Source organism: Sorangiineae bacterium MSr12523 (genome assembly GCA_037157775.1).
GTDB classification, from domain to species: domain Bacteria; phylum Myxococcota_A; class Polyangia; order Polyangiales; family Polyangiaceae; genus Pendulispora; species Pendulispora brunnea.
Genome location: CP089982.1, coordinates 9,042,501 through 9,066,767, shown reverse-complemented (window position 1 = coordinate 9,066,767; position 24,267 = coordinate 9,042,501). Strand labels below are relative to the sequence as shown.

General features: G+C 63.3%; 21 protein-coding genes. 14 read left to right on the top strand and 7 right to left on the bottom strand.

Features of this window, described 5'->3' with window-relative positions; genetic code table 11:
• Positions 1–9: 9 nt before the first annotated feature.
• Positions 10–1,764 (bottom strand): phosphoenolpyruvate carboxykinase (GTP), encoded by a 1,755-nt coding sequence (locus LZC95_35150; GenBank protein WXA91677.1) that lies wholly within the window; start codon positions 1,762–1,764, stop codon positions 10–12.
• A gap of 768 nt (positions 1,765–2,532) precedes the next feature.
• On the opposite strand from LZC95_35150, the gene LZC95_35145 reads away from it, so the two are divergent.
• From LZC95_35145 to LZC95_35105, 9 genes are all read left to right on the top strand, one after another.
• Positions 2,533–2,898, top strand: a complete 366-nt coding sequence (locus LZC95_35145; GenBank protein ID WXA91676.1) for a hypothetical protein — start codon at positions 2,533–2,535, stop codon at positions 2,896–2,898.
• Positions 2,895–4,523, top strand: coding sequence for a hypothetical protein (locus LZC95_35140; protein WXA91675.1), 1,629 nt, complete (start codon positions 2,895–2,897; stop codon positions 4,521–4,523). Before LZC95_35145 ends, LZC95_35140 begins: the two co-directional genes overlap by 4 nt.
• A gap of 387 nt (positions 4,524–4,910) precedes the next feature.
• A complete protein-coding gene (locus tag LZC95_35135) occupies positions 4,911–5,384 on the top strand; it encodes a PA2169 family four-helix-bundle protein (GenBank protein ID WXA91674.1) in 474 nt (157 codons plus the stop codon).
• Between the two features lie 111 nt (positions 5,385–5,495).
• On the top strand, positions 5,496–7,871 hold the full coding sequence (locus LZC95_35130; GenBank protein WXA91673.1) for a heavy metal translocating P-type ATPase metal-binding domain-containing protein: 2,376 nt from the start codon (positions 5,496–5,498) through the stop codon (positions 7,869–7,871).
• Between the two features lie 127 nt (positions 7,872–7,998).
• Positions 7,999–10,368: a cytochrome-c oxidase, cbb3-type subunit I gene (gene ccoN / locus LZC95_35125; protein WXA91672.1), complete on the top strand. Its 2,370-nt coding sequence runs from the start codon at positions 7,999–8,001 to the stop codon at positions 10,366–10,368.
• 10 nt (positions 10,369–10,378) lie between these two features.
• A complete protein-coding gene (locus LZC95_35120) occupies positions 10,379–10,561 on the top strand; it encodes a CcoQ/FixQ family Cbb3-type cytochrome c oxidase assembly chaperone (protein WXA91671.1) in 183 nt (60 codons plus the stop codon).
• Positions 10,545–11,126 (top strand): c-type cytochrome, encoded by a 582-nt coding sequence (locus tag LZC95_35115; GenBank protein WXA91670.1) that lies wholly within the window; start codon positions 10,545–10,547, stop codon positions 11,124–11,126. The genes LZC95_35120 and LZC95_35115 overlap by 17 nt, the downstream gene beginning before the upstream one ends.
• Before the next feature lie 7 nt (positions 11,127–11,133).
• Positions 11,134–12,468, top strand: coding sequence for a cytochrome c oxidase accessory protein CcoG (gene ccoG, locus LZC95_35110; GenBank protein ID WXA91669.1), 1,335 nt, complete (start codon positions 11,134–11,136; stop codon positions 12,466–12,468).
• Positions 12,465–13,193 carry a sulfite exporter TauE/SafE family protein gene (locus tag LZC95_35105; protein ID WXA91668.1) on the top strand — a complete coding sequence of 243 codons (729 nt, stop codon included), beginning with the start codon at positions 12,465–12,467 and terminating at the stop codon, positions 13,191–13,193. Before ccoG ends, LZC95_35105 begins: the two co-directional genes overlap by 4 nt.
• Before the next feature lie 176 nt (positions 13,194–13,369).
• On the opposite strand, the gene LZC95_35100 is transcribed toward LZC95_35105, so the two are convergent.
• The gene (locus tag LZC95_35100) at positions 13,370–13,795 is read right to left on the bottom strand and encodes a universal stress protein (GenBank protein ID WXA91667.1); all 426 of its coding nucleotides are present in this window, start codon (positions 13,793–13,795) and stop codon (positions 13,370–13,372) included.
• A gap of 776 nt (positions 13,796–14,571) precedes the next feature.
• Between LZC95_35100 and LZC95_35095 the strand changes: the two genes are divergently transcribed.
• Positions 14,572–14,832 (top strand): hypothetical protein, encoded by a 261-nt coding sequence (locus LZC95_35095; protein WXA91666.1) that lies wholly within the window; start codon positions 14,572–14,574, stop codon positions 14,830–14,832.
• Between the two features lie 83 nt (positions 14,833–14,915).
• On the opposite strand, the gene LZC95_35090 is transcribed toward LZC95_35095, so the two are convergent.
• Positions 14,916–15,506: a hypothetical protein gene (locus tag LZC95_35090; protein ID WXA91665.1), complete on the bottom strand. Its 591-nt coding sequence runs from the start codon at positions 15,504–15,506 to the stop codon at positions 14,916–14,918.
• A 218-nt stretch (positions 15,507–15,724) separates the two neighbouring features.
• Positions 15,725–16,582, bottom strand: coding sequence for an RHS repeat-associated core domain-containing protein (locus LZC95_35085; GenBank protein WXA91664.1), 858 nt, complete (start codon positions 16,580–16,582; stop codon positions 15,725–15,727).
• On the opposite strand from LZC95_35085, the gene LZC95_35080 reads away from it, so the two are divergent.
• Both LZC95_35080 and LZC95_35075 read left to right on the top strand, forming a co-directional pair.
• Positions 16,582–16,860 (top strand): transposase domain-containing protein, encoded by a 279-nt coding sequence (locus LZC95_35080; GenBank protein WXA91663.1) that lies wholly within the window; start codon positions 16,582–16,584, stop codon positions 16,858–16,860. The two genes, LZC95_35085 and LZC95_35080, sit on opposite strands and share 1 nt — an antisense overlap.
• Before the next feature lie 560 nt (positions 16,861–17,420).
• Positions 17,421–17,738 (top strand): hypothetical protein, encoded by a 318-nt coding sequence (locus tag LZC95_35075; GenBank protein WXA91662.1) that lies wholly within the window; start codon positions 17,421–17,423, stop codon positions 17,736–17,738.
• A gap of 1,200 nt (positions 17,739–18,938) precedes the next feature.
• Here the strand turns inward: LZC95_35075 and LZC95_35070 are convergent.
• Positions 18,939–19,790, bottom strand: coding sequence for an SDR family oxidoreductase (locus tag LZC95_35070; protein ID WXB00247.1), 852 nt, complete (start codon positions 19,788–19,790; stop codon positions 18,939–18,941).
• Positions 19,791–19,946: 156 nt separating this feature from the next.
• Here LZC95_35070 and LZC95_35065 point away from each other — a divergent pair, with 156 nt between their 5' ends.
• Positions 19,947–20,831 (top strand): AraC family transcriptional regulator, encoded by an 885-nt coding sequence (locus LZC95_35065; GenBank protein ID WXB00246.1) that lies wholly within the window; start codon positions 19,947–19,949, stop codon positions 20,829–20,831.
• A gap of 288 nt (positions 20,832–21,119) precedes the next feature.
• On the opposite strand, the gene nadC is transcribed toward LZC95_35065, so the two are convergent.
• Positions 21,120–22,004: a carboxylating nicotinate-nucleotide diphosphorylase gene (nadC, locus tag LZC95_35060; GenBank protein WXA91661.1), complete on the bottom strand. Its 885-nt coding sequence runs from the start codon at positions 22,002–22,004 to the stop codon at positions 21,120–21,122.
• Between the two features lie 130 nt (positions 22,005–22,134).
• A complete protein-coding gene (locus tag LZC95_35055) occupies positions 22,135–22,551 on the bottom strand; it encodes a hypothetical protein (GenBank protein ID WXA91660.1) in 417 nt (138 codons plus the stop codon).
• 481 nt (positions 22,552–23,032) lie between these two features.
• Here LZC95_35055 and LZC95_35050 point away from each other — a divergent pair, with 481 nt between their 5' ends.
• Positions 23,033–23,896, top strand: coding sequence for a hypothetical protein (locus tag LZC95_35050; GenBank protein WXA91659.1), 864 nt, complete (start codon positions 23,033–23,035; stop codon positions 23,894–23,896).
• Positions 23,897–24,267: the final 371 nt, after the last annotated feature.

The following is a 24,267-nucleotide window of genomic DNA, read 5'->3' as shown; positions in this document are numbered from 1 at the left end:
TCACCCGCTTCACACCTTGGCGGCCTTTCGCAGACGCGCGACGAGCGCGCGGTGTTCGCGCGCGAGTGGTTCCGGGAGGCGTTTGCCGAACCGGTCGAGGAAGATCTCGTTCCACGACGTTTCACCCTGCCACGTTCGCGTGTCGACATGGACGAGTTCGTCGAACCGACGAGGGCCAATGCCCAGATCGCGAAGGTCCATGGCGTCGTAGGTGGGTACCAGGCCAATGGGCGTTGGGTGAGCGTCACCCGTGCCGTCGACCCGCTCCACGATCCATTTCAGGACGCGGATATTCTCACCGAAGCCCGGCCACAACAATTGGCCGTCGTCGCCCCTTCGAAACCAGTTCACATGGAAGATGCGAGGCGGGTGGGTGAGGCGTTCGCCCACACGCAGCCAATGAGCGAAATAGTCACCCATGTTGAAGCCGCAGAAGGGCAACATGGCCATCGGATCGTTGCGCGGAATTCCAAGTGCGCCCGTCGCAGCAGCGGTCGTTTCCGAGACGAGCGTGGCGCCAACATAGACACCGTGTGTCCAATCGCGCGCCTCGTAGACGAGGGGCGCGATGCGTGCCCGCCGTCCGCCGAAGACAATGGCCGAGATGGGGACGCCGCGTGGATCGTCGAAGCTCGGACCAACTGCAGGACATTGTCGCGCCGAAACCGTGAAGCGCGAATTGGGATGCGCCGCACGGTCGCCCGATGCTTTGCTCCACGGATGGCCGCGCCAGTCGGTAACGACTTCTCCTTCGGGCAAATCCTCGAGGCCTTCCCACCACGGCATTCCATCCTGCCGGACCGCCACGTTCGTGAAAATGACGTCGCGGGAGAGCGCGGCCATCGCATTTCGATTGGTCCGAAAGCTCGTGCGGGGCGCGACCCCGAAGAATCCCGCCTCCGGATTGATGGCCCATAGGCGCCCGTCGTCACCGACGTGCATCCACGCGATGTCATCTCCAACGGTTTCGATCTTCCATCCAGGAAAGCTCGGCACGAGCATCGCCAAATTGGTCTTTCCGCAGGCGCTTGGAAAGGCCGCGGCGATGTAGTGCTTGACACCTTCGGGGCTGGTCACGCCCACGACCATCATGTGCTCGGCCAGCCATCCTTCGTCGCGACCTTCGACGCTGGCGATGCGCAGGGCGTGACACTTCTTGCTCAACAGCGCGTTGTCGCCGTAGCCGGAGCCGATGCTCCAGATGGTCTTGGTCTGGGGAAAGTGGCAAATGAATCGTCGCTCCGGCGAGAGATCCCCGAGGCTGTGCAATCCTTTGACGAACTGGCCATTTCGTCCGAGTTGGCGTATGGCCACATCGCCCATGCGTGTCATGAGCCGAAGATTCGCGACCACGTATGGACTATCCGTAATCTGAACACCGACACGGCTGTACGGCGAACCCACAGGGCCCATGACATAGGGAACGATGTACAACGTTCTTCCGCGCATCGCGCCCGCGAAGAGCGGCCACACCTTGCCCTCGGCTTCCTCCGGGCTCATCCAGTTGTTCGTAGGTCCGCATTGCTCTTCGCGCTCCGAGCAAATGAACGTGAGATGCTCCGCGCGCGCGACGTCCGTGGGATGGGAACGATGGAGAAAGCTAGCGGGAAGTTTCTCACTCAGCCGCACCAGAGTGCCGTCTTCGAGCATGCGGTCCTCGAGAGAGCGCGCTTCGTTCATGCTCCCATCACACCATCGGATTGCGTCAGGCTTGGTATGGTCGGCGACCTCCTTGACCCATGCACTGAGCTCGTTATTTCTCATCCAAGGCCCTTTCGGCGGCGTTGCCCTTCATCGGAGTTGGCACTCCGCGTGGGACTATTAGCAACGCCCGTACCGCGCTAAATTGGCGTCAAAGTAAGATCTGTTTTTCGCTGGACACACGGGATAAGCAAGTACGAATGATTTGTGTTGTCGTTCGTTTGATCTGCTTGCGGTTACGACAATTTGTCATACCAAAGAGCCGAGAAAGCCATGTGCCAGACCTCTGAGACGCATCCCGTCGTGCTCTCCGGTCGGCATGAGGACTACGGAGGAGCCCACGGGATAGTTCGTTGCTCCTGGGCGCAGGCGAGTCCTCCCGCAGCCCCCGCGGTGCTCGACGCACTCGAAGAGCGTCGAAGCCCTCGAACGAGAACACCGCGCGTTCATCGAACGATGCGAGCTGCAACGTAGACGGATCTGGATAAAATCGACCGCCTGTGCCGGGCATTTGGAGTCGGTCACCCGTTCGCGACGAAGATTTCGACGAGGTGCTTCCTCTGGAGTACCAGCGCCTGTCCCCACGGTTTTGGACACCCCTGCCGTGCGGCCGCACGGTAGCCGCGACCAGTTAGGCCGCCCGTGTAAAGCTTGGGTGCTCCCAATCCTGGCGCAGTTCGCGCGGCGGTCCGCGATCGTGCGGGAGCTCGCGCCACGAATCGCCGGCGCGTCGAGCGCCGCGATCGAATGGCGATGCGCGAGGGTCGGACGCAACGATCCATGCCCGTGCGGGTCCGAGAAGAAGTATAAGAAGTGCTGCGGAGCGAGGTAGTGGCGAAGAAGAAGCTCAATCCGAAGCTGCAAGAATGGGTCACCGCGCGTCAGCGGCATCATCTCTCCCATGCGCACGTGCAGATGGCGCGCGAGCTCGGGATGAACCCCGCAAAGCTCGGAAAGCTCGACAACCACCGTCAGGAGCCTTGGAAGGCACCGCTGCCCCAGTTCATCGAGGATCTCTACGAGAAGCGATTCGGCAAGAGACGGCCCGATGTCGTGACGACGATCGAGGCGCGCGCGCGTGCAGTCGCCTCGAAGGAAGCCGCTCGGAAAGTGGAGAAGAGCGCTCGCAGAGCCGCGCGCGATGCCTTGACCTCACCGACGCCGGCGAGCCTCTCGCACGACGAGGGCGGATCGTGAGACGCCGTCCGCAGCCGATACCAGCTCGAGACGCAGACGTCGGGAAAGCGCTCCGCGCACTCGATACCGACGAGCTCCGCGCGTTCATCAGCGAGATGCTCGAGCGGCTCGATTCCGAAGCGCGAGGTCCCATCGAAGACGCGCTGCTTCGTCGCGCGGTCGCGCGTGGTGGCCATCGTCCCGCGGCTCCGTCGCCGGATGTCGTCGATGAGGTCATCGAGTTCGCGAAGGCCGCACGCCGTGTCGGCTACGCCGAACCCATGGAAGTCGACGAGTATCTCCGTCGCGGCGTGACCGCTTCGCTTGCGGGTGAACACGTGACCGCGCGACGCATCCTCGAGGCGTTGCTCCTTCCGATCGCGGAGGCGGAGATCGACCTCGGGCAGCACGAGATGGTCGAGGAGATGCTCTCGGTCGATCTTTACGACTGCGTCGGGCGATATCTCCTGGCGGTCTATCTCGAGACGCCGACCAAGGGTCGCGTCGACGCGATCTTGACGGCAATCGATAAGGTGAATGGTATCGGTGTGCTTGTCGAGCCGGTGCGCGCGATGGAGGAAGCGCTCGGCGAGGCGCTCCCGGAGCGTGATGCGTTCCTCGATGCGTGGATCAAGCGCTTGGAATCGTCATCGCGTGGCGAGGGCGCGTGGGAATCGGGACACGATGGCTGGCTGCGCGCTGCCATCGAGGCTCGAGAAGGGGCGGAGGGACTCGCGCGGCTCGCACACGCGACGAAGTCACCGCAAACCGTCAGGGCGTGGTGCCACGCGGTTGCGGAGGCCGGCGATTGGAAGAAGGCGTTCCTGGCCTACGAAGAAGCTGTCACGCTGGCCGGGGCCGGCCTCTGGAACGGCGAGTTCCTCGACGGCGTAGCGCTTGCGGCGTCGAAGCTCGGACGAAAGGACGCGACGAAGAGGCTCGAGGCGGCGTGGCTTGGCGCGCCTTCGCTCGTACGGCTCCTCCGATGGCTCGTTGCGGAAGATGCGAATGCCGCTGTGATCCGAAAGCGCGCCACAGCCGCGATGGCCGCAACTCCGACCAAGTCGAGGCGACTACTTGCCTTTTTGCACATGATCGTCGGCGACCTCCCGAGTGCGGCGAGCGCGCTGAAGAGCGCACCTGGTCTCGGGTGGTCCAACGACGAGCATCCGGGCCATCTCCTATTCCCGGTGTTCGTGTGGACGCTTGCCCGAGGCACTCCGAATGGCGTGAGCGCAGCCATGGTCGAACTTTTGAAACAGACGCCGCGCTCGCTCCTCGAGTCACATCTCGAATCGATGGATCCATCGGCGATGCTGTCGACACCGACGGTGCTCGACGTGCTCGAGCGCGCCGACGTCCGCTCGCGCGTGACGCCGAATGACCGCGCCACCGCGGTCGATGCGATGAGAATCGCGGCGTCGAACCGTACCGACGGCGTCACCGGCGAGAAGCGACGGCGTCACTACCAACACGCCGCGACGCTCGTTGCCTCTTGCGTCGAAGCCGATCCGGGATCCGTCGCTTGGCTCGAGACGTTGCGCACGCGAACGTCGCGCTTCCCCGCGTACCAGGAGGCGCTCCGTGCGGCGCTTCGCGGAAGACGTGGGAATCTCGGCATGGAGAGTTTTACGTATGGCGAGTAAGAAGACAGGGCACCCTTGGGCATTCCGCGCGCGCTTTCGTCGCGAGGCCTCGGCTGGAAGTCGCGGCCGGCGATCACACGTGTTCGCGAGGCCGTAGCCGAGATCAACAGGGCGGCCAAGAGCGGCCCACTCGTTGCGGCCGACGGTGCCATCCTTTTTCCTCGAGCGGGTTTCGCCGGCCCTCGCTCATATCGACAGCTCTTCAGGGGCGATCGGGGCTGCGCGCTGACGACCCCTGCGCAAGCCATGCGTTCCCGCGCAAGCCATGCGCCTCGCGGATAAAGGTACGACCGCGCGCGACTCCGATCGGCTGCGTTGCCGGCGTCAAGGTGCTTGCGCGTAGCGGTTGGCACTCGATCTGCACTTGTGGCCCTGCGGAGGCGACCCATGTCCAGCACCGAGACGCACGCTGCCGAACCAAAGGCCATCATCGCCATGCTCAACAAGTGCATCGAGACGTGCATCGATGGGCAAAAGGGGTACGGCGAGGCCGAGGCCAACGTCGAAGATTCCACGCTCAAGTCGATCTTTCAGATACGCAAACACGAGCGCTTCGAATTCGTATTCGACCTTCAAGCTGCCGTTCGGCAACTCGGGGGGGAGCCCGAATTCGACGGAACGGCGGCGGGCACCGTGCATCGAGGATGGATGGGACTGCGCCGCACTGCCTCCGGCCATCGCGATCGCGCGATCGTCGAAGAGTGGGCTCGTGGTGAGCGAGCGGCATTGAAGGGATATCGCGAGGCACTGAAAGGGGCGCCACTCACGACCCTACCACCGAAGTTGCGGACGATGCTCCAAGCGCAGTATGCGTCGATTCGAGCGGCCCTCGACGAAGCATCCTCCAACCTTGCCCACTGAGGTCGTCGTGAGCCTTTCGCGGTTTCTCGAACCGATGGTCACGGTCGCCGAGAGCGCACTCGCCGACCTGTATGAAGGCATCAACGGGAGCGCAGATATCTGCGATAGCCGATGACCTCCGTGGCGCAATCCATGTGCATCCATTGTGGTACGCCCGTTGCGAAAGGCGCGTCGGCATCGGAGGGCGCCTTTTGCTGCCTGGGATGCCGCATGGTGCACGCGCTCCTTACCGCGCAGTACCTCCAGCGGTACTACGACCTTCGCGGGGAACGCGGGGTGCCGGTCAGCGACCTGCGCATCGAGCGACGCGACTACAAGTGGCTCGACTCCATCGCGCGACGTGTGCGGGAGGCGACAGCCGCCGGCCTCTCGCGCGTCGATCTCGACGTTCAAGGATTGCACTGCAGCGCGTGCGTCTGGCTGATCGATACCTTATTTGGCCGTCGCGTCGGCGCGGTGCGCGTGACCGTGAACCCTTCGCTTGGCCGCGCGGAGCTCGTCGTCGCGCCCGACTTCGACCTCGAGGCATTCGTTCGCGAGGTGGAGTCGTTCGGATACTTGCTCGGACCGCCGCTCAAGTCCGAGCCGGTTCGATCGCGAGGACTCGTCGTGCGCATGGGGATCTGCATTGCCATCGCGATGAACTCGATGATCCTCGGTATTGCCATCTATGCGGGGCTCGCCAGTGGGCCGATTTACGATCTGTTTCAGCGTCTCGACCTTTTGCTCTCGTTGGCGTCGGTGACCATCGGCGGCTCCGTCTTCATTCGCTCCGCCGTCCAAGGGCTCCGTCATCGGGTGCTCCATCTCGACCTGCCGATTGCGCTCGGTATCGTTCTCGCGTTCGCCGGATCGGTCGTTTCGTACGCGGGGCACCGGGGCGGCGGCATCTTCGTCGATACGCTCAATGTGTTCATCGCATTGATGCTGGTGGGACGCTTTCTGCAGGAACGCGTGCTCGAGAAGAATCGCCTCGAGCTTCTCGCCAACGACGGTTCGGATGGCCTCTTGACGCGGCGGGTGCGGGACGGCCACGTCGAAACCGTCGCATGCGCGCAAATTGCGGTCGGCGACAGGCTGCGGGTGGCGCCCGGCGATCTCGTGCCCGTCGATGGAACCCTTCGGGACACCGCGGCGGGCTTTTCGTTGGATTGGATCAACGGCGAAAGCCGCGTACGCACCTTAGCGCCGGGAGAGCGCGTCCCGGCGGGTGCATTTCTGGCAGGCGCGCAAGCGGTGGAGATCGAGGCCTGCGACGATTTCGCCGCGTCTCCGCTGATCGAGTGGCTGCGCACGCCCGCGACGCGCGATGCCGACAGTGCCATGAGCACGCCATGGTGGCGTCGCCTCGCGAAAGCATATGTGGGCGCGGTTCTTACGGCCGGCACGGTTGGCTTTTTGGCGTGGCTCGTCGCCACGCGCGACTTTGCGCGCAGCGCCGAGGTGGCGACCGCCGTACTCATCGTGACCTGCCCGTGCGCGTTCGGAATCGCTATGCCGCTTGCCTACGATCTCGTTCAGTCGGGCCTGCGTCGCGCGGGACTCTTCGTACGCGTTGCCGGGTTTCTCGACCGCGCCGCCCAGGTGCACACGGTCGTCTTCGACAAGACGGGCACGTTGACGAATGGCACCTTGGCCTTGAGGCATCCCGAAGCGCTCGCGTGGCTCGACTCGGTCGATCGGGCCGTCCTGTACCGCTTGGCTTCCAGCAGTAGCCATCCGAAATCGATGGCCGTCCATCGCGCCCTCAGCGAAATGGTCCACGTATCCATTGACGTGCCCGTTCGCGAGGAGCCGGGGCGGGGCGTGTCCCTGCGATGGGACAGCGGTGCCGAGTTTCGACTTGGAGCCCCGGATTGGGTCGCGCCCGGCGCGAACGCACCTGGCGATCTGGCCTTCGGTCGAGATGGGGAATGGCTGGCGGCGTTCACCACCGAGGAGACGCTTCGCCCGGACGCCCGGGCCGAAGTCGCGGTGCTGCGCCAGCGTGGCTACGATGTATGGCTCCTCAGCGGCGATGATTCTGCGCGCGCCGCGCAAACCGCGCACGCGGCGGGAATCGAGCCCGATCGCGTGGTGGGGGATGCCTCGCCCGAGGCCAAGGCCGCGTGGGTCGACGCCCACGACCATGACGACCTCATGATGATCGGCGACGGCATCAACGACAGCCTCGTCGTCGAGCGCGCCTTCTGCAGCGGAACGCCGGCCATCGATCGCCCCTTCATGGCCGCGCGTAGCGATTTTTACTTCGTGACACCCGGCCTTCGCCCCGTGCGCCTCGCACTCGACGCGGCGAGGGCGCTTGCCCGCGTGCGGCGCCGAAACCTCGCGATGGCCGTCACCTACAATGTCATCGCCGTTGCCCTCGCGTATGCGGGCCTCATGTCCCCGCTCCTCTGCGCCGTGCTGATGCCCGCGAGCTCCGTGTCGACCATCGTCGCCACCACGTGGTCGCTCAACGCGAGGAGCCGACTGTGGAGGTCCTAGTTTTGCAACTGTTCGTGAGTCTCGTCCTCGTGGGAGGGTCGCTCCTGCTCTTCGGCTTTACCTGCCGGCAGCGCGACTTCGACCACGCGGACCGCCTTGCCCTACTTCCCCTCGAGGAGGACGATCCATGATTGCCGAAGAAAGCGCGGTCGAGCGCCCTGCGCTTTACGCCGTCGATCCGAAACAAGAACTGCAGAAGATGACCATCGTCTACAACGACGGTATCGCGCGGGCGTTTTTGGGGGCGTCCGTCGTGTGGGGCATCGTCGGCATGCTCGTTGGAGCCATCGTCGCGTTGCAGCTCGCGTGGTGGCCCGCGAATGTCGCGCCGTATCTGACCTTCGGCCGCCTGCGCCCACTGCATACGAATGCGGTCATCTTCGCGTTCGTCGGCAACATGATCTTCGCAGGCATCTACCACTCCACGCAGCGCCTGGTGAAGGCATGCCTCCCGTCCGATTTCCTTGCCAAAGTCCACTTCTGGGGCTGGCAAGCGATCATCGTGGCGGCCGCCGTGACGCTTCCCTTGGGGTTCACGCAAGCCAAGGAATACGCCGAGCTCGAATGGCCCATCGATATCGCCATCACGCTGATCTGGGTCGTGTTCGCGGTGAACTTCTTCTGGCTCTTGGCTCGCCGTACCGAGAAGCACCTGTACGTCGCGATTTGGTTCTACATCGCGACCATCGTCACGGTCGCCGTCCTTCATATCGTCAACTCGCTCGCCATTCCGGTTTTTGGCCTAAAGAGTTATTCAATTTACGGAGGTGCGCAGGATGCGCTGGTGCAGTGGTGGTACGGGCACAATGCGGTGGCGTTCTTCCTGACGACGCCGGTGCTCGGTATCATGTATTACTACTTGCCAAAGGCAGCGGATCGGCCCGTCTATTCGTATCGACTATCCATTGTCCACTTCTGGGCACTCATCTTCGTTTACATCTGGGCAGGGCCGCACCATCTCCTGAATACGGCGCTGCCGGATTGGGCGCAGACCCTGGGCATGGTTTTCAGCGTCATGCTCTGGGCGCCGAGCTGGGGTGGTATGCTCAATGGCCTTTTCACCCTCAAGGGGGCGTGGGCCAAAGTGAAGAGCGAACCGGAGCTCAAGTTCTTCGCCACGGCCCTCACGTTTTACGGAATGGCCACTTTCGAAGGGCCGCTGTTGTCGATCAAGAAGGTGAGTGCCCTCGCGCATTACACCGACTGGATCATCGGTCACGTGCACGCCGGCGCACTGGGGTGGAACGGCTTCATGGCCGCCGGCATGTTCTACTGGATGGCGCCTCGGCTCTGGGGGCGGCCGCTCCACTCGAAGAAGCTTGCAGACCTTCACTTCTACGTCGGGACGGTGGGCATTCTGCTTTACGTCGTCGCGATGTGGGTGAGCGGTATCACCCAGGGGCTGATGTGGCGGGCGACCGACGCGCAGGGCGCGCTCGTGTATCCGAACTTCGTCGAGACGTTGCTCGCGATTCGGCCGATGTACTGGATGCGGCTCGTGGGAGGCACGCTCTACCTCGTCGGGATGATCCTTATGGGATACAACCTGGCGCGCACGGCGCGTGCGGGCAAGCCGGTCGACGGTACGGCGGAGATCGTCGTGCGCGCTCGCCGGGCCGACGTTCCCTGGAAGGCGATCGTCTTCGATACGCCGGTCGTCGTGATCGCCATCGTCGGTGGGTGCGTCGCCGTGATGCTCGCCACCAATTGGTACGCCGCGGTTTTCTTCGCGGTCACCGCGATCTTTGCCGCGATTATGGGCACCCTCGTTCTGCACGCGCGTGCCGCCCCGGGTGAATACCCATGGCACCGCGTTCTCGAAGGACGAGCGCTCCTCTTTACGGTGTTCACGGTGATCGCCGTCCTCGCGGGCGGCGTGGCCGAGCTCGTGCCGTCGCTGGTGATTCGGCAAACCGACGCGGCCGCAGCCTCCGAGGCGCACCCTTATCGGGCCCTCGAGCTCGAGGGGCGCGACATCTACATTCGCGAGGGGTGCTTCAACTGCCACTCGCAAATGATCCGCCCCTTCGACTTCGAGGCGAAGCGCTATGGACCTGCGTCGACCCTCAGCGACTCGATGTACGACCATCCGTTCCAATGGGGGTCGAAGCGCACGGGGCCCGATCTGGCGCGGCTCGGGGGCAAGTACCCGAATCTCTGGCACTACAAGCACATGCTCGACCCACGCTCGGTCACGGAAGCGTCGAACATGCCGGCGTACCCCGGACTCGTCACCTCGCGCGTCGATGCCTCGAGAACGGAAGCCAAGGTCCGCGCGATGAGGTCGATCGGCGTGCCGTACACCGAGAAAGACATTCACGGCGCGGCCGAAGACGAATCGCATCAGGCGGCACTCATCGTGAGCGACCTTGCCGCTGAACGGATCGACGTGGCCCCTGATTCGGAGATGGTCGCGCTCATCGCCTTCCTGCAACGACTGGGCGTGCATGCCGAGCCTGCCCCGCCACCGACCCAAAACGTCTCACTTGCCCACTGAGGAAACCGCCATGTACCGAGATTTTCTCCAGACATCGTCGCTGCTCGCGCTTCCACTCGTGGCGCTGGTGACCTTCATGGTCGTCTTCGCCGCCGTGCTCGTCCGCGCGTTGACCTATCGCCACGTTGAAGTCGACACGGCTGCGCGACTTCCTCTTGCCCCGGAGGAGAGAGACCATGACCATGCTCGATGAGGACCGTCACTCCGATCCGGGAGACGACTCGCACACGTACGACGGCATCGTGGAGAACAACCACCCACTGCCGGGCTGGTGGCAATGGACCCTGTACGGAGCCATTGTCTTCGCCGTCATCTACTGGTTCGACATGCAGGCTCTGCATATCCATCCCTCCCAGCGCGAGATCCACGATGCTCAAGTCGCCGCCGAGCGGATGGCCATGGCGGATCAAGCGTTTGCGCAGGGCGCGGTGAATGACGAGTTGCTTCTGGCCTTTTCGCGTGATCCCGCGACGCTCGCACAGGGAAAGGCGACGTTCACCAGCACGTGCGTAGCATGCCATCGCGCCGACGGCGGCGGAAGTATCGGGCCGAACCTCACCGACGCGTACTGGCTTCACGGAAATAAGCCGGGGGACGTCTTCAAGACGGTGCGCGAGGGCGTGGTGGCCAAGGGAATGCCGGCCTGGGGACCGCAGCTTGGCGACAAGAAGATCGCCGCCGTGGCCGCGTACGTCCTGACGATCGAACACACCAACGTGCCTGGCGGCAAGGCGCCGCAGGGCGCGCAAATGGACTGAGGGAGTCATGGCAGGACGGAAACTCCCCATCGTGGCACCCGCCGACGTGCACGGCCGGTATCACCGTGCGCGGCACGCGGTGTTCGCGCTGCTTATCGCACTATGGGCGGTTTTGCCGTGGGTCCGCCTCGCGGGTCATCCCGCCATCTTTTTGGACGTGGAGCGGCGTCGCTTCTTCTTTTTCGGCACGACGTTCAATTCGCAAGATGCGTGGTTGCTCTTCTTTTTGGCCACGGGCATCGGCTTCGGGCTGGTCTTCATGACCGCCATCGCCGGGCGCGTTTTCTGCGGATGGATGTGCCCGCACACCGTGTTCTTGGAGGCGGTCTATCGCCGCATCGAACGTTGGATCGAGGGACCGCGCGAGCGGCGGCTTCGTGCCGCATCGGCGCCATGGGGGGCAGCGAAGATTGCGCGAAAGGTGGCCGTGCATTCAGCGTATTTGCTGGCCTCGTACGTCATTGCGCATATCGTGCTCTCGTATTTCGTCTCGTTGCCGAAAATGTTCGAGATGGTTCGAACGCGCCCGGCGGAGCACCCCGAGGCCTTTGCGTGGGCCTTCGGCCTGACAGCCATTCTGTATTTCGATTTGGCCCATTTTCGCGAGCGCTTGTGCACGTCCTTTTGCCCGTACGGGCGCCTTCAGGGCGTTCTCGTCGATGAGGATTCGCTGATGGTGGGCTACGACACACGCCGCGGCGAGCCTCGGGGCAAAGCGACCGCGAAGGATCGCGGTGACTGTGTCGATTGCAAACGATGCGTCGTGGTCTGCCCCACGGGCATCGACATCCGGCAGGGCCCCCAGCTCGAGTGCATCGCCTGCACGGCATGCATCGACGCGTGCGACGACGTCATGGAGCGGCTCGGCCGCGCGCCCGGGCTCGTCCGCTACGACTCGACGCGTGGGCTCGCGGGAGCGCGCCGTCGCTTTTGGCGTCCACGTATCGTGCTGTACACCGCACTCGGGCTCGTCGGGCTCGCTGCGGCAACCACGGCGGCGAAGTCGCGGTCCGATTTCGAGGCCGTGCTGCTGCGCGCGCCCGGTGCTCCCTACGTCGTGACCCCCGACAGCGTGTACAATGCATTCGATTTGCACTTGGTGAACAAGCGAGGGACGCGCGAGCGGTTTCGCATTGGGGTGGACGCGGGGACGGACGTGACTGCCCAGGTCGAGCCTGCCGAAGTCGAGTTGGAGCCGCTCTCGGGCACGCACGTCGCCGTCGCGCTGCGCATGCCGGTGGAGCGGTGCCGGGGGGACTTCCGCTTTCGGATTCGCGTCGAGCGCGAGAGTGGTCGCGAAATGCGCGAGGTCCAGGCGACCTTTCTCGGAGGCGGTCGATGACGACGATGCTTCTCGTTTCGGCGTTGAGCATGGGCCTCCTCGGTGGGGTGCACTGCATCGTGATGTGCGGCGGCATTGTAGGTGTTCTCGGTGCCGGGTTGCCTCGCGGCACCGGCCCGATGAAGCTCACGCTCGCCTACAACATCGGGCGCATCGCTTCGTACGCGATGGCCGGATTGGCCGCCGGAGCCCTGGGCGCGGCCGTTGCGCGCATCGATGTGATTTACGGCGCCCAAGTCGGATTGCGTTTCCTTGCGGGGCTCTTCATGCTGGGGGTTGGCCTTTTCTTACTGGGCGCGTGGCCCGCGTTTTCACGTGTCGAAGGTATCGGTGCCTTCCTTTGGCGGAAACTCGAGCCGTTTGCGCATCGCCTGTTGCCAGTGCAATCGGCTCGCGCGGCGGTCCTCCTCGGTCTGCTCTGGGGATGGATTCCGTGCGGGCTCGTTTACGCGGCCCTCGGCCTTGCCGTCGCCTCGGGCTCTCCCTTGGGAGGCGCGCTCGTGATGGCGACCTTCGGTGCGGGGACGCTCCCGGTGCTGCTCACCATGGGGGCCTTCGCGACGGTTCTCGCGCGTTGGGCGCGGCGTCCGTGGCTCCGGTGCGGGGCAGGGATCGCGATCGCGATGTTTGGTCTCGTCCACCTTGGTTCGGCGGCCGAGCAGGCACGCTGGACGTCTGCCTTGACCTTCGGCCTCGTACATCCATGCTGCATGGTGCGGCGATAGGGGAGGAATGCTCAAGAAAGCAGATTCGGAGATTCAAGGCGCCGTATTGGACGAGTTGGAACGGGATACGCGCGTTCGAGAAACGGACGTGGGGTCGTTGTCCCGCGCGTGCAGATTCCCTCCACCGTCACCGCCGGCATGGTGACCTTGGAAGGTCACGGCGGTCGTCAATCGCCTCACGATCCCGCTTCATCGGGTGGCGCACCCAGCACGGTGAGTACCGGGACGGGGGAGGTGCGCATCACCTCCTCTGAGACGCTGCCGAGAAACGCGCGCGCCGCGCGGTGCCGTCCATGTGTTCCAACGACGACGATGTCTGCGCGCAGCGTCTGGGCGGCTTCCACTATCTCTTGCGCAGGCGCTCCAAACCGCACCATGCATTTTGCGGTTACGCGCAAGGGGGCAAGCAGATTCTGCAGTCGAAGCTCGGCATCTTCGCGCCGCTGGATCCATATCGGCGTAACACGGGGGCTAGGGTACATGACGTGTACGAGCGTGATCGTGGCGTTGAAACGCTCTGCAATTACGGCAGCGACATCCACGGCCCGTCGCTCTCCTTGGTCGAAGTCCACGGCAACGAGGATATGTCGAACGGGCCTCATGACGAAACCTCCGCGTAAGGGGTCGCTTTCAAGCGCTCAACCCCGTCATGCACCTTGAGAATGACGACATCCCTATTCGCGGGATGGACGGTAACCAGCTCGAGCTCCGCGCCACCTCCCACGTCGACCACGCGCGCACTCATGCTTGAAGCTGTCCCGTTTCATCACACCTGGCCCCGGCAACGCGCGTGTGAACGCTCCGACCAGGAGGCGATTTCCCAATTTCGGTATGCACGTTCCATCGAGATAGAGCCATCACGGATTCCTTCCCCATGATCCCAAAGCTGCATGGCCTATGCCTCGCCAAGGAGGTGCATTCGCGCGCTACTCGCCCGGAGGGAGTGCGCGCCGCGTGCGCGGCCACGCAAGCGATGCGCCACAGAGTCCACCCTTCCGGAGGACGGAACCTGAGGAGGCGCACGCTCCGCGGACTGGACGCACCCTGATGAGGCGGATGGATGTCATCGACAACGATTTTCACGGCGACGTGTTTGAACAGGGCGCCAGGCAAGCGAATCTTGTTTCCGTTGCGACTCGCTACGGCTGAATGGTCGATGCGCGGCCCGCGAACCATGCAGAATCATGCATGGGCGTGTACAGAGATGATCTCTGCCGCACGGCGGATCAGGCCAGAAATTGCAGATGATAGGGACGACGCTCGCCATCGCGCTTTCCGTCAATCGAGACGAGCTCACCGACGAGATTCGCGCATTACGAGCAAAATACCCAGGTGCCTCCAGAAGATCGCTCGTTGATCGAGTTGTGAGGCGCGCGCGATGGAAGGGACCGCCGTTCGATTCGGCACGGGACTTTCGGTGAACCCCTGGGCGGCCGTCCCCGCTGCCTTCGCAGATACGGGGGCACTGCTACGCATCCAGCTCGTTCTTGCCGCGAAAGTCGCGCTTCTTTACAACGAGACCTACCTCGATGACAACGAGCCACCCTTCGAGTTGCTCGTGCCCATCATGGGTAGTCGAGTGGTGGGCGAGTTGCTTCGAGAACTCGCTATGCGCGGCGGAATGGGACGTACGTCCTAGGCGATTCGAAACGTGCGGTGACGAGGCCGAAGGAGCGGCGGCACCGCAGACGTTGATCTCCGTATCCGTTCCCCCAAGTCTGACTAGGCTCGAATCCGCGTCGTAATCCGCTCATATATGCGTGCGCCCTCGCGCGCCGCGAACGTGGCATTCGGCACGCGTTTCGTCGCGGAGAGTTGGCCTGGGATCCCCCGGTCGCGTCGATAACCACCGCGCCGTAGCTCGTCCACCACCGCTGTAACGACGGTCCCAGGCACACGGCGCGCGCTGCCAGACGGGTCGAAGAGGCGCACGTAAAGCTCCAAGGAGCGCCCCGTCTCGGCATCATCCATTCCAAGTGCGCCCACGAAAAGTCGGAATGGTCGCGGGTCGACCGATGCCGGCAACGCAAGCTCCGCCCGACGGCCAACATTTATCGCACAGTCGTCCCACGCAATCTCCGCGGCGCGGGCTGCCTCGACGGTCGCGTGCCAATCGCACCACGTTCGCCGAGTAGGCCTCATGGGGTGCCGAGACACGGCACGCTTTGGCCACCGCTCGGGGGCCCCGGCGAGCTCACGCAGAAACCTGAGCTCGGAAATTTGCTGCTTCAATCCTGATAGCCATCGCCGGCACAGGGCCTGATCGCGTGACGAAAGCCACGGCTCGTACCCCGCTTCGAGGAGTTTGGCCACGGTATGACGACGCCATGAGAGACGCGGCCCACCGAAGACCTGAACCAGCGACACGGAGCCTTTTGTCTCGCAGCGAAACGAGCGCCGAAGCTGCTCCCGGCGCCCGCCGCTGCTGCTCGTACCATGAGAGAGCGTCGATGCAACGAAGGACGAAGGCTCAAAGCCTTCGACATGCTGGAATGCCGCAAGCATCTCATCGATAAGCGAGAATTTCGCAGCTATTTGCATTCGGCGTAGTCCGGGAAACAAATCTGTTTGCACGTTTGAGGAGTCTGGTTCTTGTAAGGAATCTTATCACCGCTCGATCTCCAGCAAAGGCATGGCTTGCACATGCGAACCTGGACCGATACCCCGGGAGACGAATCGCCATCGCCCTCCGCCCCGGTGGACGGGCTCGTGGGAGGACGGGGCTCGCTGCCGAGTGATCCGTCGTCGGAAGGCTCGCTTGGAATCTCCGTGGGTCCACTCGGGATCTCGGTGGGTCCGCTTGGAACGTGCGACGGCTCTCGCGAGCTCCCTCCGCCCGACCCCTGGTGCCAGCCCGGCCAATTCGGAGTTTGGATCCCCGGGGGCCTCGGCGGGCCAAATGGATCGTCACCGTAGGAGGCGGAAGACCCGCCGCCGCCGGATGCGCCACCTTGTCCCTCGCATGGGAGCAGTCCCGTCGGATCGACGAAGCCCACCGGATTGTTCGACGCATACGCATACAGATTCACGCCGCCGCCGAAGCGAAGAGGATCACGCTGAATCCAGGTGCCTGTCTCGGGATCGTACTCGCGCGCACCGAGGTGCACGAGGCCCGTGTCCGGATCGTAAATTCCACCCGCGAAGCCAAAGGGCTGAAATCCGGGAACGGTATCGCTCGAGACACGCCCCCAAGCATCGTAGTCGAGTGCCTGTGCGGGCGTCGTGCCCGTACCGGCCGCGTTCACGACGAACCGTACGCTGCAAAGGTCGCGCAGGTACTGCTCGGAATCGAGCCCGGCGTGACGCGCGGAGGCGATGAGCGAGCGCCAGGTGCAGGTCACATCGGCGGCATCGTCGGATGCCGAGGTGCATCCAGTTCTTTCGGCCAATGGCCGTGGGCAGAAAAGCGTGGATTTTTCTCGGCTCCGACGACCACGCCCAAGCCGCCGCGAACCTCTTCTCGCTCATCGCCTCGTGTCAGCTGCACGGACTCGACTCCGAGAGCTACCTCGCCGAGATCATCCGTGTCCTGCCGCACTGGCCGCGAGACCGCTACATCGAGCTCGCTCCGCAGTACTGGGCCGTCACCAGGGCGCGCCTCGACCCCGACCAGCTCAAACTGGCCGTCGGCTTCCTTACGATGCCGGCCAATCTTGCCGCGGAATAGCATGCCCCGTCGCACCGACCGAATATCCACGCCCCTGAATCTGCGTCCCGTCGAGAACGGCGTCGGCTCAGGGGATACCCACTCTCACGGGCGCGATACTCGACCGTCTCGCCATGCACGCCATCCGCATCGACATCGGATGGCTCGAGCTTTTCGCCCGCACATCGCAGCCGAGCGGGCTGGAGACGCGCCCACGATGACCGCCACACCGTCGTAAAGCGGACGCGTTGCAAGCGCCCTGTTCCCCCTGCGTCTTTCCGGCTCCCCGAGTGCCCGATCAGTCATCTTGCGCGAAGGGAAGATCTTCGCCTGGTGCATCGGTTGCTGGCAGATGTCGCACGGTGACGCCGCTGAACATTGGGGGGGAGGCTACGATTTGAGCCATCGAGTGTGGGCGGCCCGAATACTCGACCCAAACAGCGTAACCGTAATGTCCAATGCCTACAGTTCCGGCGCAGCTCCAGGAGACCATCATGGGTTACCCAGCCGCCGGCGGTGCCCGACGGCGAGCGAAATGAGAATCCAAGTCTTTGCAAGCCGTCGGAGTGCACGGTGTCGGGATGACGCCGATCGAGGTGCTGAACGAGAGCCATGTGCTCTGGCACAAGTTCCAGGCTATCCGTTCTACGAAGGAATGCTTCCATTGCCGCAGACGCGTAGATGCTGAAGCCCTCGACGGCTGCAGCAAGGCGGACGCCGCGGGCACTTCGCACTCCGTGAAAGACAATCCCTTCAATTTCTGTTACTACCGCTTCAAGGCGTGCATCGCGCGGTGGCAGTCGGAGGAGCTCACCGGAAGGGACACGATGAACCTCCGCTTGCACTGGTGCCACACGACCCACCTCGCGCATGAGCGCGCGCCCTCCCTCGCGATCTAATGCATTTCCCAAAGCGAGAACGAGTTTTTCTCTCGTCATCACCGTCGTGCAGAAGCGCGCTGCTCGGAGATATCGAACGACAACAGGCGTGAGCGCTACACGAGTTTCCTTCGACGCGTCACCGATAATTTGTGTAGCGCGGGATAGGGAGGCATCCACGAGCCCATGAGCACCCGCCCAGAGTCCCCCGTTGACAATACGGAGAAGGCCCAACAGTTGATGCGTGTCGCGCACGCGAGGGTTGGACCGCGGGGACTCCCCATAAAGGGCTACGGGACTGGCGACGTTTTCGCCGAGTCGGGCGTTCAAACAGCGTTGCGCGCACGCAAGGTCCCGTCCAAAGCCGTCTTGCGGGCAACCTTTTCTCCCCGGCCCTCGAATGTCCGTACGACTCACGAGGCCGGCGCGAGGAAGGACGACGATCACAAACGCGCGCACATCCGTGGTGAAGGCATTCGCGACGGAGTTCGGAGCAGCTACACGAATCGCAGGCCCACGACGGCTTGGTCGCCGTGCGTCGATGAGTTGGGAAACTGCCCGTGCGCGTTGGGCGCGGATGCGGCGACAAGTATCCAGACTGCCGCCGATCTCGACATCAGCATCCGATGGGGCGACTACCTTGAGTTCAAGGAACCGAACCGCCCCCGCGTCCGATACTGCGTAGATGTCTGGCGACTCTTTGCGTCCAGATGGGATATGGACGAGTGTCCATCGATCCGGAGCGAACTTCACGATGAATGCGGCCAACCCAAGGGTCGCACCGAGAACGTCCGCCTGCGACAAGAATCCGGAGCCGATTGGCGCGTGCGTCTGATCCGTCAGAATTTCGTCAAGAGTACGTAGGAGCGAGCGACGCTGAACGCTGGTGAGCAAGGAGCCCGACACGACACTCAGCATTTCGAGGGCGTGGGCCGACAGGAAAATTTCGTCCTCGTGCGTGGTCGCCATCAAGTATCGTGTTCGGTTTCCCGAGAAGAAGCTTGAGTAGGTCTGGTGGCGAAATGGGAATCGTGGCACGGTCGATGTCCGCACGATGCGCATCTTCGCGGAAGGGGGCAAGTGCGTGACAGGTATCCTCCCGTCAGGAGGGCGCAGGCGGCTCAGTACATCAACGTTGTCGGAAGGGATGACGATCGAACGTCGGCCCCCCGAGCGATCGTGCAGAATGACGCAACTCTAGGAACGTCGGCACGTCTCAGGTCATCGATGCCATAAGGAGCGTGAACCGTGAAACCGCCCGTCGCGGACAAAGGTCCCGCCTCGATAGCGCATGCCCGGAAATCGTACCAAGAGACGCCGATCTCCGGGCGCGGTTACCACTCGTGGCGGGCTGGGTTGTTGAAGTGGCCGTCGGAAGAAGCCCGCTGTTGGGCAGGCTGGGCCGATCGTCGCGAGCCGAACGGCGATTGCTGCGCCCTCTTCGACGGTGCGGGGGCCGTGATGCTCATTGAGGTCCGTGCCCGTGTAGCCTGGATTCGCGGCGTTCACCTTGATGCCGTGGGCGGCGAGTGTCTTCGCGAACAGGACCGTGATCATGTTCAAGGCGCTTTTCGACGAGTTGTAGCCGAGGCGGTTCACGCCATACGTTTCGCTCGTCGGGTCGAGGGCGGACGTGATCGAGCCAAGGCTGCTGCTCATCATCACGATCCGAGCCGAACCCGCTTTCTCGAGGAACGGCAGGAACGCTTGCGTGACGCGGATCGGGCCGAAGGTGTTCACCTCGTAGATCGCTCGGATGTCGTCGACCCGTTGCTCCCTTGGCAAAGCGAAACCGCCGATGTCGATGCCCGCGTTGTTGACGAGCACGTCGAGATGATTGGATGCTTCGCCGAACGTCGACGCGGCCTTGGCCACGCTCGCGTCGCTCGTCACATCGAGCAAGAGCGCGCGTGCATCCACGCCTGCTTTGCGTAGCTCGATCGCAGCACGCTCGCCGCGACCTGGATCTCGGCACCCGAGCCAGAGACGGAAGCCTTTACCTCCGAGCTGGCGCGCGATCTCGAGACCGATCCCCTTGTTTGCTCCGGTGACGAGCGCCGTCTTTTCCCTCATGTCTGCCATGTTGCTTCTCCTCGTCCACGAGGATGGACGATCGGCGCGAGGGCGGCGCGCGTGATGCTTGCAGAGTCTTGCCCGATCCTCTCAATCCTCTCAGAAGCCACTCGCACGCAGCTTGCACACGCTCGGTTTCGTGTTGATCATGACGTGATGCAGGACGAGCTGAACGAAGCGCGGGCGCTCGTGCTTCGCCACGTTTCCTCGAGCGCGCGCGCAGCGGTTCCCATTCCGCGCGTCGCGTTCTACTTCAGTCGATCCAGAACCGAGCCGTCGGCCGTGATGTACGAACCGGCCTTGTACTTCGTCCTCCAGGGCGCCAAGCGCCTCATTGCCGGCGATCAAACGTTGGACTATCGCAGCGCGAGCTTCCTCCTCGTCTCAATCGACCTTCCCGTGACGGGGCACGTGACCGAAGCAAGCCCTGAAGAGCCTTATCTCGCGGTGCGGCTTGCGCTCGACCTCGCCGCTATCGCGGCGCTGCTACTCGAGGTACCGGCGGCGGCCGCCGATGAGGACGCCAGTGGGTTTGGCGCCAGTCCGCTGACCGACATTCTGATGGGTCCGCTTTTGCGCCTCGTTCGCTTGGCCGACGCTCCCGGCGATGTCGCGATACTGGCGCCGATGATCGAGCGCGAGATCCTCTACCGCGTCCTTCAGGGTGCCCGCGGCGCGATCCTGCGTCAGATCGCGCATTCGGATAGTCGGCTTTCGCAGATCTCGCGTGCTTTGAAATGGATTCGCTCGCACTTCGATGAGCCGCTTCGCGTCGAGACGCTCGCTGGAATCTCGAGTATGAGCGCCTCGTCCTTTCATCGGCACTTCAAGGCTGTGACGGGAATGAGCCCGCTCGCGTATCAAAAGGAAATCCGATTGCATGAGGCCCGTCGTCGCCTCGTCACCGAGCCCGGAGCGGTTGCATCCGTCGCGTTCTCGGTCGGTTACGAGAGCGCATCGCAATTCAGCCGCGAATACGCGCGCCAGTTTGGTCTTCCGCCGGCACGCGATGCGGCGCGCCTGCGCCAAAGCGGAAGTTAGTTCAGAGAATTCGGTTGTGCGAAAGGCCGGGCGCCGAGACAGCACGAAGGCGGGCTTGAACGGCCTCCCAGATCTCGTCGTCGACGATGCGCAGGTGCGGGCGCTCCTGGGTGATGACCTCGTTCTCGGTTCGGTAGCGCGGCTGGCGCTTGTTCGTTCCGGGGAGCTTGCGCTATTCGCGGGACTCGTATCGCCACTTGCCCGCGTAGGTCTCATCGTGCAGGACGGCACGGATGGTGGAGTCCTTCCACCCCGTCCGCCGGCTCCCCGAACAGCCCAGCGAGACCGTCAGGCTATATGGTCGAGCCCGATGTCGATCGCCCGAACGCTCTGCGTCAGCCAACCCATCGACAGAAGATCGACACCGGTCGCCGCCAGGGCGCCGGCGGTCGCAGGCGTGATGCCGCCGGAGGCCTCGGTGATGGCTCGGCCGTCAACGAGTGCGACCGCCCGGCGGAGCTCCTCGGGGCCCATGTTGTCGAGAAGGACGGCGTCGATGTCGAAGCGCAGCACCTCCGCGAGTTGCTCGAGCGTATCGACCTCGATCTCGACTTTGACCATATGGCCAACCGCCGCCCGTGCGCGCTCGATTGCTGCCGGGATGCCGCCCGCGACCGCAATATGGTTATCTTTGATGAGAACGCCGTCGTCGAGGCCGAAGCGATGGTTCGCCCCGCCGCCGGCGCGGATGGCGTATTTTTGGACCGCGCGCAAGCCGGGAAGCGTCTTGCGGATGTCGACGATGCGCGCCTTCGTGCCTCGCACGGCTTCGACGACCTCGGCCGTGGCCGTGGCGATTCCGCTCATGTGGCAAAGGAAGTTGAGCGCGACGCGCTCGGCCGTGAGCAGGCCGCGCGCGGGCCCCTCGAGCGTCGCGATGGCTTCGCCCGGCGAGACGTGGGAGCCGTCCACTCGACGGATCGAGGCGGTAATCGCGGGGTCTACGAGTCGGAAGGCCATGAGCGCGAGGTCGAGGCCGGCGACGACGCCTGCCTCGCGGGCAGCGAGCGTAACCTTGGCGCGCACGTCGCTTGGCACGATGGCATCTGTGGTGATGTCGCCGGCGCGGCCGAGATCCTCAAGCAGCGCTGCGCGGACGATCGGCTCGATGAGGACTGAGGGAAGAGGGGCGAGCGGCAACTTAGGCTCCGGCGGGGTGACCTCGCGTTCCATGCTACTGAATATGTAGCGAGAAGTGGCGACACGTCAATGGCTTGCTACTATTTATGTAGCGTTGACCAGCCATCGTACCCGCCCGCCGCGACCGGGAGTCCTGTTCGAGGTTCCCGAACCGGACGACCGATTATGGCGTTGCTCGACCTTCTCGGACCACGCCATCTTCGAGACGCGTTTCACATTGACGAGGTCGAAGGCGAGGGCGCTCTGACAAAATCGCTTCCACGCGGTCGTCGCTGTACCTGTCGCAGAGAGAGACGAGCGCACATACCTGCCACATCGCAGTCCAGGGCAGCGGGCCATCGAGCTGCCGCTCGGCGTAGATGCCGATATGCGCCCCCCGCTCCTTTGCTTTTGCCAGCAGCGCATCCACGTCGCGGGTCGCATAAATGCTCTTACCCGGAGGGTAGTCCGATGGATCGGTGGAGCGCCCTCCGGGCGGCTGCCGACCGTGCACCTTGATCAATTCGGTACCGAAGTAGATCTTGACCAGCTTGCGGTCGGCGCGCACGCGCACGTGCTTGCGAAGATAGGGATGCGGCACCGAATAGAGTGCGCGCGCGACCTCGATGTGATGATCGGGGTTGCACCTTGGCCTTGTCGACGTAGAGCGGTACGTCGTAGAGCGTGTCGGGGGCCGGCCGCATGGTGCTCTTCTTGATCGACTCGAAGAGCTCGCGCGGGACCTTGCGCGTAGTGCCGTGCACGCGCGCGCCGGCGACGTCTCGGCACCAGCGGGCCGCGCTATCGCGCGCGTGCTCGTACGGACCAACGAATGTGCGATATCCGGTCAATCGATTTCCAATGTTGGATGCTTCGATGTGTATTCCTAGCAACGGCTCGATCGTCCCGGCTCGGTGCTTCGCGAGGGGCCCATAGAAGGCGACAACTCACCCACGAGCGGCGATCCGCGCTTCAAGTGCCGCAAGGCACGAATAGTTGATGAGCGGTTGAGCTGTTTCCTGATCTTGTCGAGGCGTATTCTCAAGCCCGTAATTGATAAATTGGAGTTAGGTTCTCGCGCCATGAAATATGTTCACGACACCCTGGCGACCCCGTGCACATCTTCCGCCCACTCGGATGGCGAATGGGCGGCATCGTCGATATGTCCATTCAGTGCGGACAATCGGACGTTGGAACAGCCCCTGGATCTCTGGTGGCACGATTCTGAGAAGAGTCTCAATACGCGCCACGATGTCTGGGGCGGAGAAATGGGGCCTTTATCGTGGACATCCGACACCACCATTGAGGTTGATCCGTCACCGCACGTCGATCTCCGGCCGCACAACGATCTGCCCAAGGATCTATTCGAGGAGGAGGGGCTCAATGAAAGTATCGACGATTTAGTGGGCAATCTGGTGTACCACGAGCCGCGCTTGCGGTCTGCGAAATGGATAAGGGCCATCAGCGCCGCGCGCCCGCCGAGGCGCGCTCCACTGCCTTGCCTGACGGGTAAATGGTCCCTCTTGTCCGTTGATAGTGATTTGGGTGCCCGCCCTTTGCGTGCTTCGTTACCGCGCAAGAAGCGACGTTTCAATATTGCTCTGCTTGATAAGCTTTTAATAGCGTCGGTCTTGTGTTTTGTAGTCTTTGATTGGGCTAGACATCTTCCCGCATCGACGCCCTATCATGTACAGGTTGCCGAGACGCAGCCGGTGACGGCCGCAGAAATGATCGATACGAAGAGGCGCTCGCCCGCGATGCTTGCAGAGATTATCGAACAACATGCCGCCGGGAATGCGCCCGTGCTACGAACCGAAGCGGTGCTTTCTCCAAAAAACAATCGTGCGCCATCGATTCGTCGGCGTGCCGTCAGCACGTATCACAAGGTACGCGAGCCTTCTGCAAAAGCGGAATCGGCGCGGCTTACGTCGATGTTTCGCTTTTGACGATTTCGCAACAATGCATGGTGCGCTCGAGGATCTCTGACCAGAGATCGCAACGATGACTTGAGCGCCTCGTCGTACGTCGGCACTGTCCACCTGCCAAGGCCCCTTTTGATCGAAAGCCCGGTCGACCCGCACCGGCCGGCGAAATCAGGTGGACAACTACTGTGACGTAAGGGGCGAGAGCCCTCGCACCACGGGGGAGCTACAACGCGGACAGCGCGGACTCGCAGAAAGAACGAAGACGCGTCACGAGCTTCCAAAGTGAAGCCATCGAGTTACGAGCCGACGAAGCATTGCTCGCAGCCTTTGACCATAGCTTTGTTGAGAGTGTCCCGCTTCGGCAGTACCTGTGGGCGCATCGGCCCGAATCC